Here is a 13,991-nt window from a genome sequence, read left to right on the forward strand (position 1 = left end):
CCGTGAATTACGGACTTGCAGCCAAGCGTGCCGAATACGCACGCAACGCAGTGCTCTCCGCCTCCCCGGCGCGCCTGCTGACCATGCTCTATGACCGGCTGCTGCTGGACCTGGCCCGTGCCGAAGAAGCCCAGACCACTGCCAACTGGCAAGTAGCCTCGGAAAACCTGCTCCACGCGCAGGCCATCATCACCGAACTGCTGGGCACGCTGAAAACGGACGTTTGGGAGGGCGGGGAAAACCTGCACGCCATTTACACGTACTCGTTGTCCACGCTGATGAACGCCAACATCGGCCGGGACGCGAAACTGACCCGCGAATGCATCGACCTGCTCGAACCAATCCGCGCCGCCTGGCACGAGGCCGCCGCGCAGCTGCCCGCCGCGGGTGTCGCGCCTGCTGCAGCCGGAACTCCCGGAGGAGTCCTCGGTGTCGGCTGAATCGGCAGAGCCCTACCGCACCCCCGCGGAGCTGGAGAACTTCATGCTCTGGGAAACCGTGCTGACCCAGCTCGAAGACAACCTGGAGTCCTTCCTCGAAGGCCAGTCCCTCACCGAACAGGCCCGCGAAGCTGCCGCCGACTGGGAGCCGCCGGCCGAACTGGGCCCGCTGCCGGAAGCCCTCATCACCCGCGCACGGCTGCTGTCCAAGGCACAGTCACGCGCCTACGCCCAGTTGCGGAATGAGTCGCGTACCAACCGCAAGCAGAGCATGTTGATCCGCAGCGTTCCCGGCCCGACGTCGTCGGCCGTTTACCTCGAAGTCGACGGCTAATAAAGCACGGAATTAGACAGGGTACTTAGTACCTATATACCCAGTACTCAAAAAAATCAAAAAATTACCCGGTGATTCCTTACGCGGTTTATTTAACTGCCGATAATCACCATTGAGAGCATGGATCGCTCGCGTAAAAGGCCACGGATCGGCCGCACCGTCCCTTTAGCGAGAACTGGGTCCCACCGTGTTCGATTCCGTTTCCTCCATTGCGCTGCAAAGTGCCTTGGATGGCCTTGCCCTCCGTCAGCGGGCCATCGCGAACAACATCGCGAATGTGAATACCCCCGGCTACAAGGCCCAGCGCGTCAGCTTCGAAGACGCCCTCGCTAAATCAGTGAAAGCCGGCAACGGAGCGGCCGCCGCCACCACCGCGCGCTCCCTGGAACCCACCCGCCTGGACGGCAGCAACGTCAACCTGGACACGGAAACCCTGTCCAACATTGACACTGTGCTGCGCTACCAGTTCGCCACCCAGGCTGTTGGCGGAGAAGCCAGCTCCCTCCGCACGGCCATGAGGACCAACTAATGACTTTTGATGCCATCGGCATTGCCGCCACCGGACTGACCACACACCGCAAATGGCTGGACGCAGTCTCCGACAACTTGGCCAACGCCAACAACGTCTCCAGCACCGACGGCGCGGCCTTCCAAGCCCGCTACGTTGTGGCGCAGGAAGGCGCGGAAGGCACCGGCGTCTACGTCTCCGGTGTCCAGTACGGCGACGCCGAAGGCCGGATGGTCTACCAGCCGGACCACGCCCTGGCCGACGCCGAAGGCTACGTCCGGTACCCCGATATCGACCTGTCGGAACAGATGGGCAACCTGATCCTTGCCCAACGCGGCTACGAAGCCAACGCCGCCGTGGTTGACCGTGCGAAGAGCACGTATGAAGCAGCACTGCAGATTGGACGCTCCTAATGCCCGTTCCCGCCATCGCCGCCGTCAGCGGCACCACGCCCACGGCGTACATTGAGGCGGCCACCCCGGCAGTCTCCACGGACGGCTCGGCCTTCGGCACGTCCCTCACCGGGGCCGTGGACAACGTCACCGAACTGCAGTCCACGTCCAAGACCCTGGCAGTACAGGCCGTGACCGGAGACCTGGATGACATCCATGCCGCCACCATTGCCTCCACCCGCGCCTCCCTCACGCTGGAACTTGTTGCCGCGGTGCGGAACAAGGGCGTTGACGCGTTCAACGAGATTATGCGGATGCAGGCCTGATGCCCCCGGCTATGAATGCGATGGCGGGCCGGATCGGCACCACCCTCCGCGAGTTCACCCTCGCCCAGAAAACCATTGCCATCATTGGTATCGCCGTGGTGGCCCTCGGGATAGCCATGCTTGCCTCCTGGATGACCAAACCGTCCTACACGCCCCTGTTCTCCGGGCTGCAGGCCGAAGACGCGAACAGCATTGTGGAGCAGCTCAAGACGGACGGTGTTCCGTATGAAGTTGCCGACGGCGGCGGCACCATCATGGTTCCGGAAGAAAACGTCTACGACCAGCGGCTCAAGGCTGCCGGTGCCGGCCTGCCCTCCGAATCCACCGGCGGGTACTCCCTGCTGGATGACATGGGGGTCACCTCCTCCGAGTTCCAGCAGTCCGTCACCTACAAGCGGGCCCTGGAAGGCGAAATCGCCAAAACAGTGGGCGCCATCGACGGCGTGAAGAATGCCTCCGTGCAGCTCGCCATCCCCGAAGACACCGTTTTTGTGTCGGAGAAATCCGACCCCACCGCCTCCGTTTTTGTGGAAACCGCCAAGGGCACCACCCTCAGCGCAGACCAGGTCTCGGCCATTGTGCACCTGACCTCGGCCTCGGTGGACGGCATGCAGTCCACCGACGTTGCCGTAATCGACGCCAGCGGCACCGTGCTCTCCGCAGTTGGAGTGGGCGCCACCGGCTCCGCCGATAAGCAGGCCACCGACTACGAAGAGCGTGTGACCGCCTCCGTGCAGACCATGCTGGACCGGGTAGTAGGCCCCGGCAACGCCACCGTGGCAGTGGCTGCGGACATGAACTACGAATCCGCCAACCGGGTGGAAGAGTCCTTCACCGCACCGCAGGACACCCCGGCGCTGAATGAATCCACCAGCACCGAGGAATACACCGGCGCCAACGGCGGTACCGCCGCCGGCGTCCTGGGTCCGGACAACATCGCTGTGCCCAACGGCACCAACGACGACGGATCCTTCAAATCCGAAACGAGCACCAAGAACAACGCCGTGAACAAGGTGACCGAAACCCGGGACATCCCTGCAGGGTCCCTGAACCGGCAGACCGTCTCGGTGGCCCTGAATACCCAGGCCGCCGCCGGACTAAACGTTGCGGACCTGGAAGCCCTGGTTTCCACCGCCGCTGGCATCAACACCGAACGCGGGGATGAAATCACGGTGGAAATGGTGTCCTTCAACGCTGACGGCGCCACGAGTGCCAAAGACGCACTGGCCGAAGCGGAAGCAGCCGACGAGGCTGAACGCCGCGCCGAAATGCTGCGGATGGGTATTATCGTGGCCGGCATCGTCCTGGTGATCATCCTGGCCCTGGTGGCCTACGCCATGCGCTCCCGCCGCCAGAACCGCGAAGCCGTGGACCTGGGCGAGCTGCCCGAACTGGATCCGCTGGCCCCGGCCACCAGCCTGGCCATGCTGGAACCGGAACCCCTTCCCACGGACACCGCCTCCATGCAGATTGTTGCCGCAGCCGTTGGCCAGGACCGTAAGCGCGCCGAACTCGACGCCCTCGCCGCGCAGGATCCGGTACGCACCGCAGACTACCTGCGCAACCTCATGGAGGACAGCCGGTCATGACCGAACTAGCTACCGCCCCGGCCGGGCTGGGGCTCGGCCTGGCTGTCCCGGATGACGTACCGGCAAAGGGCGAACTGACCGGCACCCAGAAGGCCGCCATTGTCCTGATGCAGATGGAAACCTCGCGCGCCGCCGTCGTGATGCAGCAGTTCACCGAAGCCGAGGCCCAGTCCATTGCCGCGGAGATCGTCCGGCTCCGCCGGGTGGATGCGTCCGTGGCCGAAGACGCCATCAATGAGTTCTATGACATGACCGTTGAAGGCAGGCGCCGCGCCCACGGCGGCCGCGACGTCGCCATGGGCCTGCTGGAAGCCTCCTTCGGCGTCGAGCGTGCCTCCGGCGTCATGGAGCGCCTGGCCTCCTCCATGGCCGGCAAATCTTTCGAATTCCTGGAGAGCGCCGAACCGAACCAGGTGATCTCCCTCCTGGACGGTGAACTGCCGCAGACCATTGCCCTGGTCCTGGCGCACATGCGCCCCCAGCGTGCCTCGGCGGTCCTCACCGGATTGAACCAGGACCTGCGCACCGACGTGGCGCAGGCCATTGCCACCATGGCCCGGGCAACCCCCGAAGCCGTACGCGTGGTGGCCGAAACCCTGCGCGCCCGGGCCTCCGCCCTGGGCGCCGCCCGCGAAGCCACCGATGCGATCGGCGGCATCCAGCCGCTGGTGGACATCATCAACCGTTCCGACGCCGTCACCGAACGCGCGCTGCTCGAATCCCTCGAGGAACGTGATCCGGACCTGGCCGAGGAAGTACGCTCCCGCATGCTCACCTTCGCCGACCTGGTCAAGCTCGAGCGCCGCGACGTGCAGCTGGTGCTGCGCGGAATCGATGTGGGCACCCTGGCCCTGGCCATGAAGGGCGCCACCGAGCCGGTGCTGGATGCGATCCGCACCAACGTGTCCGAACGCAACCGGGAACTGCTCGACGACGAAATCAAGGTGTCCGGCCCCGCCCGCCTCTCGCAGGTGGAGGAGGCCCGCGCCAACATTGTCCGGGCCATCCGCGAAATGGAAGCCCAGGGCATCATCGAGGTACACCACGCGGACGAGGAAGAATATGTCTACTGAGACCTTCTCCCGCCTGGTCTACACCGCGCTGGGCGCCGCCGACGAAGACCAGCTCAACGCCCAGGTGGAGGCACGCGGCCACGCGGCCGGTTACGCCGCAGGCCTGCGGGCGGCGGCCGCCGATACCGAACTGCTGCGCCGCACCCTGCAGGAACAGTACGAGGATGAAATGCGCCGCGGCCAGGAACGCGTGAACCGCAGCCTCGCCGCGCTAAACGCCGCGGTATTCAGCCTCGAAGGCCGCACCGTGGCCCTGATGACCGAGATGCAGGACACGCTGGCCACTGCCGCGATGGACCTGGCTGAAGCCCTGCTGCGCCGGGAACTGGCCAACGACGACGCCTCGGCCCGGTCTGCCTTGGCCCGCGCCCTGGAAGGGGTGGACACCGACCTGGTGCAGCGGGTCCGGATGCACCCGGTGGACCTGGCGGCACTGGATGAAGACACCCTGCGCCGCGCCCGCGTCGACTTTGTGGGCGACCCAAGCCTGCCGCGCGGCGACGCGGTTACTGAATTCCCTGACGGATATCTGGACGCTTCGCTGAGCAGCGCCGTCGAACGCGCCCGCGCCGCCCTGCTTGAGGACCGGTCATGACGGCCACCGCGTGGCGCCCGCGCCCCGCGGGGTTCGCCGCCGCCCTGCGCGAAGCCGCACCCCAGCGGGTGGGCCGGGTTTCCTCCGTGCTCGGCCTCAGCGTGGAAATTGCCGGCCTGGACTGCGGCGTGGGGGACCTGGTTTCCATCGGGCACCCCGGAGCTGCCATTGACGCGGAGGTAGTGGCTGCCACCCGCGACGGCATCCGCTGCATGCCCTTTGGCCGGCTTACCGGCCTGACCGCCGGCACACCCGCCCGGTCCAAGGGCACGCCGCTGCTGGTACCCACCGGAGCCGGACTGTTCGGCCGCGTGCTGGACGGGCTGGGCCGGCCGATCGACGGCAAGGGACCGCTGGACATTGAGGCCCTGGTGCCGCTTGACCACGAAACCCCGTCCGCGATGCTGCGCACCCGCATTGACACTCCACTGCAGCTGGGCGTGCGTGCCCTGGATACCCTCACCACCGTGGGCCGCGGCCAGCGCATGGGCTTGTTCGCCGGTTCCGGTGTGGGCAAATCCTCGCTGCTGTCCATGATTGCCCGCGGCACCGACGCCGAAGTGTCCGTGATTGCCCTGGTGGGGGAGCGTGGCCGCGAAGTGCGCGAATTCCTCGAAGACGACCTGGGTGCTGAAGGCCTGGCCCGGTCCATCGTGGTGGTTTCGACGTCGGACGAGCCCGCCCTGATGAGGCTGCGCGCCGCCTTCGTGGCCACCCGAATTGCCGAGTCCTTCCGCGACCGCGGCGCCCACGTGATGCTGATGATGGATTCACTGACCCGGGTGGCCATGGCACAGCGTGAAATTGGCTTGTCCGTAGGCGAACCGCCCGCCACCCGGGGTTACCCGCCCTCCACCTTCTCCCTGCTGGCGCAGCTGCTTGAGCGGGCCGGTACCGGCGAACACGGCTCGGTCACCGGCATGTACACGGTGCTGGTGGACGGCGACGACCACAACGAACCCATTGCCGACAGCGCCCGGTCCATCCTGGACGGCCACGTGGTGCTGGACCGCAAGCTGGCCGTATCCGGCCACTTCCCGTCCATCGACGCCCTGGCCTCGATTTCGCGGGTGGCCTCCCGGGTCAACCCGCGCGAACGCAGCGACGCCGCGTCCACGCTGCGCCGGGTAATGGCAGCCCGCCGGGCCGCCCAGGACCTGCTCGACGTCGGCGCCTACCAGCGCGGTTCCAATCCGCTGGTGGACGCTGCCGTGACCAACGAAGACGCCATCAACGCCTTCCTGCAGCAGCGCATGGATGAGCAGACCCCGGCCGAAACCGCCTGGGCGCAGTTGAACAACCTGACCCGAATGCTGGGGGTGTCCTGATGCCCCGCACCTTTCCCCTGGCCGGCCTGCTTCGCCTGCGCCAGATGCAGCAGGAACGCGCAGCCGGTGCACTGGCGGCCGCCAATGTCCGCGAGAAGGAAACGGTACAGGCCCGCACCGAGGCCTACAGTGCCCTGGAATCCAGCAACAGCCAGGCCATGGACTCAGCCACGCTCATCGCCATTGCCGCCGCCCGGGCCTCGTCCCGGAGCATGCTGGCGGACCTGAACGCGCTGGGCACCCGGCGCACCGCGGAAGTGGAAGCGGCCCGCGCCGAATTCTCCGCCGCCCGGGCCCGCTCCGTGGGGCTGGAGAAGCTGGAAGGCAAGTACGCCGCGGCCGAAGCCGCCGAGGACCTGCGCACCGAACAAAACATCCTGGACGAACTTGCCGGCTCCGCCTGGCACCGCCGGCAGAAGGAAGCCAACTGATGAGCATGACCGACGCCCTGGGGCGGATCGATGAAATCCGGAGCACGCTGACCCAGCTCTCCGGCACCGCGGATGTGAAGAAGGCTGCCTCCGCTTCGGCTTCCTCCGTGGCAGGTTCCGGCGCGGAGTTCGCCTCTACGCTGTCCTCACTGACCGCCGCTGCTTCCACCGGAACCGGTGCGCCTGCCGACGGCAAGGTGCTCGACGCCGTCCAGAAGTACCTGGGCCTGCCCTACGTCTGGGGCGGCAACGACCCGGCGCAGGGCCTGGACTGCTCCTCCTTTGTGCAGAACGTCTACAAGGACCTGGGCTACACCCTGCCGCGGGTGACCTGGGACCAGATGAGCTCCGGCACCGAGGTGGCGTCCCTGGCACAGGCACAGGCCGGGGACCTGCTCTTCAGCCACGACGGCGGCCACGTGGCCATCTATCTTGGCAACGGAAAGGCAGTGGACGCCCCGCAACCGGGCCAGACCATTGCCATCCGCGATGCGTGGGAAACCGACGCGAACCTGACCACCATCCGCCGCATCCTGCCCGCCGCGGCCGCCGGAACTTCGGGAACGGCCGGAGCCATGGACGCCTCGACAGTAACCGACCTGGTGGCCTCCGCCCGGGCCGCGCAGTCTGCCCTGATGGGATCCGCAGCATGAGCGTGACCACCGGGATGCCGCGGCCCGCCGCCCCCGCACCCGCTACGCGGACCGCTCCGTCCGGAGCGCCGCAGGCCGGTGCATCATGGCCCGACGCCGGTGCATCCTTTGGCTCTTCCCTGGAGGACGCCGTGGCGGCGTCGGCACAGACGGCAGCGCCTGGTACCGCCCGGAAGAACGCCCCGGCCGACCAGCCGGGAGCCCAGTTGGAAGCACAGTTGGAAGCACAGCCGGGAACACAGGTAGAAACCGGAAACACAACGGGAGATACAACCTGGGCCCTGCCGGCCGAAAAGCCGGCAACCGGCGGCGACACCCCGGACACCCCTGTCCTCAATCCCGATTCGGCGGCGGCCACGGCAGGGACTGCACCCCTGCCGGTCCCGGTTGCAGCTCCGGCTTCCCCGGCAGCAACCTTCGCAAATCTGGCCGGAACAACGCTTTCGGGCGGATCCGCAGCCGCCGGGAGCGCTTCCGGTGCAGCGATGCCGGTGTCAACCTCCGGCCCTGCCGGCGGCATCGGCAGTGCGGCAGCAGCAACTTCGGCACCGGCCGGGCCGGCGGCCGCAGCAGTTTCCCCCGCTGCAGCCCCCTCCGTTGCCGTGCCCGCAGCTGCTACAGCCATGCAGGCCTCCGTTGCCGGCGCTTTCCGCGGCGCGGCAGGATCGGGGATGTCCGCTGCTCCCACGCAGGGCAGCACGTCGTCCGCAACGGCAGCATCCGCGCACCCGGCGGCAGCAAGCGCTGCGGAAGGTGCCGCTGCCTCCGTTGCCGCCGAACCCGTTTCCGTTCCGCCCGTTTCCGGCACCTCCCTTTCCGGGATACCGGCGGCTGGGAGCCCGGCGGCTGCTCCGGCAGCAGGGCAGGCCCCGGCCGATACTGTTTCCGTCGCCGACGCGGCTGCTGGAACTGGGGCTCCGCTCCTGGCTGGCGCGGCTGCCGCGGCGGTTCCGGCCACCGGGACCGCAGACGCTGCGGCGGCCGTACCGGATACCGCGGCTCCCGCCGTCGGCCCGGTCGCTGCCCCCGCACCGCCGTCGCCGTCCGCTCCCATCGCCTCACTTCCGGTGCATGCATCCGCCGCGCCGCCCGCGCCCGCCGCAACCCCGCTGCTGACCCAGGTGGCCCAGCCGCTGTTCAGCCTGGCCGCGGCACCGCAGGGTGAACACGTCATGACGCTCAGCGTCACGCCGGACAATTTGGGACCGGTCACGGTGCGTGCCCATGTGGGCGCGGACGGTGTCCGGATTGAACTTTTTGCCCCGTCGGAAGCCGGACGTGACGCGCTGCGGACCCTGATGACGGACCTGCGCCGGGACCTGGCCGGTTCGGGCATGAACGCCAACCTGTCCCTTTCCTCTTCCGGCACCCCGGGCGAGGGCGCAGGGGACGGAACTGCCGGCCGCCGCGGCGGGGAAACCCAACCCGGCGCTTCCGCCAATGCCAACGCTGAAGCCCGGCGCCCTGCCGCGGATGACGCACGCCCACGCACTTACCGTCCCGGACTTCCCGGACCGGCCTCAACCATCGACTTCCTGGCCTAGAAAAGGAGACCCCCGTGCCCATCGAAGCATTAGTGGCAACACGCGGTACTGATACCGCCGCCGAAGCCACCCGCGCACCCAAACAATCCATGGACAGCGAGGTCTTTATGCATCTGCTGGTGACCCAGCTGCGCAACCAGGACCCCAGTTCCCCCATGGACACCAACGAAATGATCGCCCAGACCACCCAGCTGGCCTCCATGGAACAGCTCACCTCCATGGCGAAGATGGATGAAGAGAACTTCTCCCTCCAGATGCGCATCGCGGCCGCCGCACTGATCGGCCAGAGCGTCACCTACACCGACGACGCCGGCAAGCCCGTCACCGGAACAGCCAGCTCGGTTTCCTATGCGGCCGGCGTTCCGACCGTCAACATCAACGGCAAGGACGTCCTGCTCGACCGGATCTCCGGCGTCGTCTCCGCAACAGCGGCCGCACCGGATACCGCTGCGCCGGCTCCTGCGCCCGCAACAACACCAGTCTCTGCCTAACCTTCCCTCTGCATCACCCAAGCTGAAAGGCGCCAGCCATGCTTCGCTCTCTTTACTCCGGTATCTCCGGACTCCGTTCACACCAGACCATGCTCGACGTCACCGGCAACAACATTGCCAACGTCAACACCTCGGGCTACAAGGCCACGGCCGTCCAGTTCCAGGACACCCTCTCCCAGCTGACCCAGGGCGCCACAGCCCCGGGCGCCAACAACGGCGGCTCCAACCCGGCCCAGGTAGGCCTGGGCGTGCTGGTTTCAGGTATCACCACCAACTTCACCCAGGGCTCGGCCCAGTCCACCGGACGTGCTACCGACCTGATGATTTCCGGCGACGGCTACTTCGTCACCAAGCAGGGCGACCAGACCACCTACACCCGCGCCGGCGCTTTCGACGTCGACGCCTCCGGCCGCCTGGTCACCACGGACGGCAAGATTGTCCAGGGCTGGACCGGCGTTGACGGAGTCATCAACACCGGCGGTGCGGTTGGCAACGTCACCCTGCCGGAAGGCGCCATTTCCCCCGCCAAGGCCACCGGGAACGTCACCATGGGCGGAAACCTTCCCTCTGAGACCACCGCCGGGGACGCAGCTGCTACGCCGCCGGTGCCGGCAGGCACGATCGTCCGCGACATGACGGTGTACAACAACAACGGCGTCGCCAGCGTGATCCCGCTGACCTTCACCCGCACCGCCGGAGGCTGGTCCGTCTCCGCGCCGGGTTCAACCCCTGAATCAGCGAACCTGAACTTTACCGACGGCAAGCAGGTGGCCGGGAGCGCGGCCTCCATTACCGTGGGCGGCGCGACGGTGGACCTGACCGGCCTGTCCAGCTATGCCGGCGTCAGCACCGCGTCGGTCACCGGCCAGGACGGGCGCGCCGCCGGCACCCTGGAGTCCTTCTCCATCGCCAAGGACGGCACGCTGATCGGTTCCTTCACCAACGGGGCCAAGCAGGCACTGGCGCGTATTGCCGTTGCCACCTTCACCAACCCGGCTGGCCTGGAAAAGGCCGGCAACTCCGGTTTCACCGCCACGGTGAACTCGGGCAACCCCGTCCTGGGCGGCCCCGGCGACCCCGGCATGGGCAACGCGATTGCCGGTTCCCTGGAAATGTCCAACGTGGACCTCTCCCAGGAATTCACCAACCTGATCGTGGCCCAGCGCGGCTTCCAGGCCAACGCCCGCATCATCACCACCTCGGATGAAGTGCTGCAGGAACTGACCAACCTGAAGCGCTAACCGAAGTTTCACGCAGAACGGCCCCGCTGCACGGCAGCCGGGGCCGTTCTGCTTTTAAGGCGCTGCGTTCCGGGCCGTGACGCGCGAAACAGCGGTCTTCCTTACAATCCGGGCGCACCGGCCGAAAGTAGGGGTGAGGGCTTATCGGAGTCCCGTGGAACGAACCAGGGCAGGGCAATGATTGTACTCACGCGTCTGAACGACGCCCAGTTTGCGATCAACCCTGATCTGATCGAGCGGATCCACGCCAACCCGGACACAACGCTGGTGATGGTGGACGGCTCGAAGTACATCGTGACCGAGAGCATGCAGGAAGTGATCGACCGGATCGCCGCCTACCGGGCCCTGGTGATTTCCATGGCGCGGGACACCCCTGCACCGGTCCGTGAAAGACCCGGGTTGGGGCTAGTGCCCGAAGTCTTTTCCGCGGAACCGTCCGGTGTCCCGACCCCCAGCAAGACCGTGCCCCTTCGCCCTAGGAACAACTAATGGATCCAGCAACAATAATCGGCCTGGTGCTAGCCTTCGGCTCGCTCTACGCCATGATCACCCTCGAAGGCGCGCATGTTGGCGCGCTTCTGTTGCCGGCACCAATGATCCTTGTCTTCGGCGCCACCATCGCCGTGGGCCTGGCGGGCGGAACGCTCAAGGACTTCCTCATTGCATTCAAGGCCCTGCCCCGGGCCTTCATGGGCAAAACCCCGCAGCCGCAGGAAACCATTGACCGTGTGGTCCTGCTGGCCGAGAAGGCACGCAGCGAGGGCCTGCTGTCCCTGGAACAGGACGCTGCCGAAGTGGAGGACCCGTTCCTGCGCACCGCGCTGCAGAACATCGCTGACGGCACTGACGGCGACGAACTGCGGATGCTGCTCGAAGACGAAGTGGCCACCAAGACCGCCAGCGACAAGATCCCGGTCAAGTTCTTCAACAGCCTGGGCGGCTACGCGCCGACGGTGGGCATCATCGGCACAGTGGTGTCCCTGACCCACGTGCTGGAAAACCTCTCCACTCCGGACCACCTGGGACCGATGATTGCCACGGCCTTTGTCGCGACCCTGTGGGGCCTGCTCTCGGCCAACTTCATTTGGCTGCCGATCAGCTCCCGGCTCAAGCGCCTCGCAGATCTTGAAGCCGAAGAAATGACCCTGCTGATGGAAGGTGTCCTGGCCCTCCAGGCCGGCAGCCAGCCCCGCCTGCTGGGCGAACGCCTGCGGGCCATGGTTCCCGCCCACGCGCTGGGCACCAAGGCGGATAAGGCGGAGAAGGCCGAGAAGGTCCAGGACGCAGCGTGAGTGCCAGCAAGCGGCGCAAGCCGAAGGTCGAGGAGGAGAACCACCCGGACGAACGCTGGATGGCCTCCTACATGGACATGGTCACCGTGCTGATGTGTATGTTCATCGTCCTCTTTGCCATGTCCAGCGTGGACCAGGAGAAGTTCGATCAGCTCAAGGAATCCCTGGCCACCGGATTCGGTGCCACGGAAACCAATACGGTGGACACCGCCGTCGGCATCATTGTGCCGCCGGACAAAGTGGACAATGAGGAAATCATTGAGCCCGACGCCGCCCTGGCCGCCAAGGAAGTGGACGACCTCACGGCGCTGCAGGACGCCATCTATGCCGGGTTGCAGGAAAAAGGCCTCGAAGACGCCGTCCGGTTTGAAATGGATGAGCGGGGCCTGACCATCCGCCTGGTCAGCTCCGAAATGTTCTTCGCCCCGGATCTGGCGGACCTCACCGAAGCCGCCGCGCAGGTGCTGGACACCGTGGGCCCGGCGCTGGCACCCACCACCTACCAGGTATCCGTCGAGGGGCACACCGCCCAGGTCCGGCAGTTCGCTACCGACGCCCTGGACTGGGAGCTGTCTTCCTCACGCTCCGTCAACGTGCTGCGTTACCTCGTGGCCAAGGGCGGCGTGGCGCAGGGCCAGATCAAGGCCGTGGGCTACGGCGAATCCCGTCCCTTGACGCCGGGCACCACAACTGAGGAGCTGGCCCGCAACCGGCGGGTGGACATTGTGGTCCTGTCCGGACAGAGCGAGGACGTGAGATCGCTGATCCCTGGAATCGTGGCCGAACAGCAAGCTGCGGCGGGCAGCTGACCGCGTCCCTTACGCGCGGGCCTGCGCTGCCGATAGTCCCGGATGTGACGGTCCAAGAATCACCTCCTATAAGCACGCCCGCTAAAGCCAAACCGGTAGAGGTTTACGACTTCAGCAGGCCCACTACGTTGGCCCGCGAACATGCCCGGGTACTGGAAATGGCGTTCGATACGTTCGCCCGCCAGTGGGGAACCCAGCTCACTGCCAAGGTGCGGGTGCTCTCACAGGTAACCTCCGAGCAGGTACAGGTCCTCAGCTACGACGAATACGCCGCGTCCCTGCCGGACAACACCGGCATGGTCCTGTTCAACATGGCCGCTACCTCGGCCAAGGCCGTTATCCAGTTCCCCATGGACGCCGCACTGTCCTGGGTGGGGCATATGCTCGGCGGCACCGGGTTCCAGTCCGCACCCGAACGCAAGTTCACCCACATTGAACAGGCCCTGCTGGGCAAGATCATGGACGACGCCGTCGAGGACCTGCACTACTCCCTGGGCCACCTGCTCACGTCTCCGCTGACGCTGGCATCCGTGCAGTACAACTCCCAGTTCGCGCAGGCGGCCGCCTCCGGTGACCCGATGATCGTCGCGACCTTCGAAATGGTGGTCGGCGAAACCACTGCGCCGGCTACCGTCGCCATACCGGCAGCGGCCCTGCTGCCCCAGCTGGATCCGCTGGGCGCCCAGTCCACCCACGCCAGCCCCGCCGAACTTATCCAGGGGCAGCTGACGCACGTGCCGGTGAAGGTCTGCCTGCAGCTGGAACCCATTGTGGTGAAACCCGCCATGGTCCTTCGCCTGGCCGTGGGGGACGTCCTGAACCTTGGCCACCCCCGCCACCGTCCGCTGAACGTCACCGTTGACGGTCAGACCCTGGCCCAGGCCGCCGTAGGAGCCAGCGGGTCCCGCCTTGCCGGCAGCATCGTCAGTATCGAGGAGAAGTAGT

At 66.6% G+C, this 13,991-nt stretch carries 18 protein-coding genes; all 18 read left to right on the top strand.

Going from position 1 to position 13,991, the window contains the following annotated elements; translation table 11 throughout:
• Positions 1-2 precede the first annotated feature (2 nt).
• The 18 genes from fliS (at position 3) to QNN98_RS14155 (ending at position 13,990) form a co-directional block, all read left to right on the top strand.
• Entirely contained in the window at positions 3-440 is a 438-nt protein-coding gene (gene fliS / locus QNN98_RS14070) for a flagellar export chaperone FliS (protein ID WP_227927061.1), read from the top strand.
• A complete protein-coding gene (locus tag QNN98_RS14075) occupies positions 430-774 on the top strand; it encodes a hypothetical protein (RefSeq protein ID WP_227913270.1) in 345 nt (114 codons plus the stop codon). The genes fliS and QNN98_RS14075 overlap by 11 nt, the downstream gene beginning before the upstream one ends.
• A 187-nt stretch (positions 775-961) precedes the next feature.
• Positions 962-1,303, top strand: a complete 342-nt coding sequence (locus QNN98_RS14080; RefSeq protein WP_227913271.1) for a flagellar basal body rod protein FlgB — start codon at positions 962-964, stop codon at positions 1,301-1,303.
• Positions 1,303-1,695, top strand: a complete 393-nt coding sequence (gene flgC, locus QNN98_RS14085) for a flagellar basal body rod protein FlgC (RefSeq protein WP_227913272.1) — start codon at positions 1,303-1,305, stop codon at positions 1,693-1,695. The genes QNN98_RS14080 and flgC overlap by 1 nt, the downstream gene beginning before the upstream one ends.
• Positions 1,695-2,000 (top strand): flagellar hook-basal body complex protein FliE, encoded by a 306-nt coding sequence (gene fliE, locus QNN98_RS14090; RefSeq protein ID WP_227913273.1) that lies wholly within the window; start codon positions 1,695-1,697, stop codon positions 1,998-2,000. The genes flgC and fliE overlap by 1 nt, the downstream gene beginning before the upstream one ends.
• Positions 2,000-3,589 (top strand): flagellar basal-body MS-ring/collar protein FliF, encoded by a 1,590-nt coding sequence (gene fliF / locus QNN98_RS14095; protein ID WP_283997958.1) that lies wholly within the window; start codon positions 2,000-2,002, stop codon positions 3,587-3,589. Before fliE ends, fliF begins: the two co-directional genes overlap by 1 nt.
• A complete protein-coding gene (gene fliG / locus QNN98_RS14100; protein WP_227913276.1) occupies positions 3,586-4,662 on the top strand; it encodes a flagellar motor switch protein FliG in 1,077 nt (358 codons plus the stop codon). Before fliF ends, fliG begins: the two co-directional genes overlap by 4 nt.
• Positions 4,652-5,257 (top strand): FliH/SctL family protein, encoded by a 606-nt coding sequence (locus QNN98_RS14105; RefSeq protein WP_283997960.1) that lies wholly within the window; start codon positions 4,652-4,654, stop codon positions 5,255-5,257. The genes fliG and QNN98_RS14105 overlap by 11 nt, the downstream gene beginning before the upstream one ends.
• Positions 5,254-6,585, top strand: coding sequence for a FliI/YscN family ATPase (locus QNN98_RS14110; RefSeq protein ID WP_227913282.1), 1,332 nt, complete (start codon positions 5,254-5,256; stop codon positions 6,583-6,585). Before QNN98_RS14105 ends, QNN98_RS14110 begins: the two co-directional genes overlap by 4 nt.
• Positions 6,585-7,016, top strand: coding sequence for a flagellar FliJ family protein (locus QNN98_RS14115; RefSeq protein WP_283997962.1), 432 nt, complete (start codon positions 6,585-6,587; stop codon positions 7,014-7,016). Before QNN98_RS14110 ends, QNN98_RS14115 begins: the two co-directional genes overlap by 1 nt.
• Entirely contained in the window at positions 7,016-7,669 is a 654-nt protein-coding gene (locus tag QNN98_RS14120) for a C40 family peptidase (RefSeq protein ID WP_227913284.1), read from the top strand. Before QNN98_RS14115 ends, QNN98_RS14120 begins: the two co-directional genes overlap by 1 nt.
• Positions 7,666-9,213, top strand: coding sequence for a flagellar hook-length control protein FliK (locus QNN98_RS14125; RefSeq protein WP_283997965.1), 1,548 nt, complete (start codon positions 7,666-7,668; stop codon positions 9,211-9,213). The genes QNN98_RS14120 and QNN98_RS14125 overlap by 4 nt, the downstream gene beginning before the upstream one ends.
• A 14-nt stretch (positions 9,214-9,227) precedes the next feature.
• Positions 9,228-9,704 (top strand): flagellar hook assembly protein FlgD, encoded by a 477-nt coding sequence (locus tag QNN98_RS14130; RefSeq protein WP_283997967.1) that lies wholly within the window; start codon positions 9,228-9,230, stop codon positions 9,702-9,704.
• A gap of 38 nt (positions 9,705-9,742) precedes the next feature.
• Positions 9,743-10,945: a flagellar hook protein FlgE gene (locus QNN98_RS14135; protein WP_227913289.1), complete on the top strand. Its 1,203-nt coding sequence runs from the start codon at positions 9,743-9,745 to the stop codon at positions 10,943-10,945.
• A gap of 177 nt (positions 10,946-11,122) precedes the next feature.
• Complete coding sequence (locus QNN98_RS14140) at positions 11,123-11,434, top strand: flagellar FlbD family protein (protein WP_227913290.1); 312 nt, start codon at positions 11,123-11,125, stop codon at positions 11,432-11,434.
• Entirely contained in the window at positions 11,434-12,237 is an 804-nt protein-coding gene (locus QNN98_RS14145; protein WP_227913291.1) for a motility protein A, read from the top strand. Before QNN98_RS14140 ends, QNN98_RS14145 begins: the two co-directional genes overlap by 1 nt.
• Positions 12,234-13,046: an OmpA/MotB family protein gene (locus QNN98_RS14150; RefSeq protein WP_283997971.1), complete on the top strand. Its 813-nt coding sequence runs from the start codon at positions 12,234-12,236 to the stop codon at positions 13,044-13,046. Before QNN98_RS14145 ends, QNN98_RS14150 begins: the two co-directional genes overlap by 4 nt.
• 128 nt (positions 13,047-13,174) lie before the next feature.
• On the top strand, positions 13,175-13,990 hold the full coding sequence (locus QNN98_RS14155) for a flagellar motor switch protein FliM (RefSeq protein ID WP_502864757.1): 816 nt from the start codon (positions 13,175-13,177) through the stop codon (positions 13,988-13,990).
• Position 13,991 lies beyond the last annotated feature (1 nt).

This window comes from Arthrobacter sp. zg-Y1143 (assembly GCF_030125565.1).
Classification (GTDB): Bacteria; Actinomycetota; Actinomycetes; order Actinomycetales; family Micrococcaceae; genus Arthrobacter_B.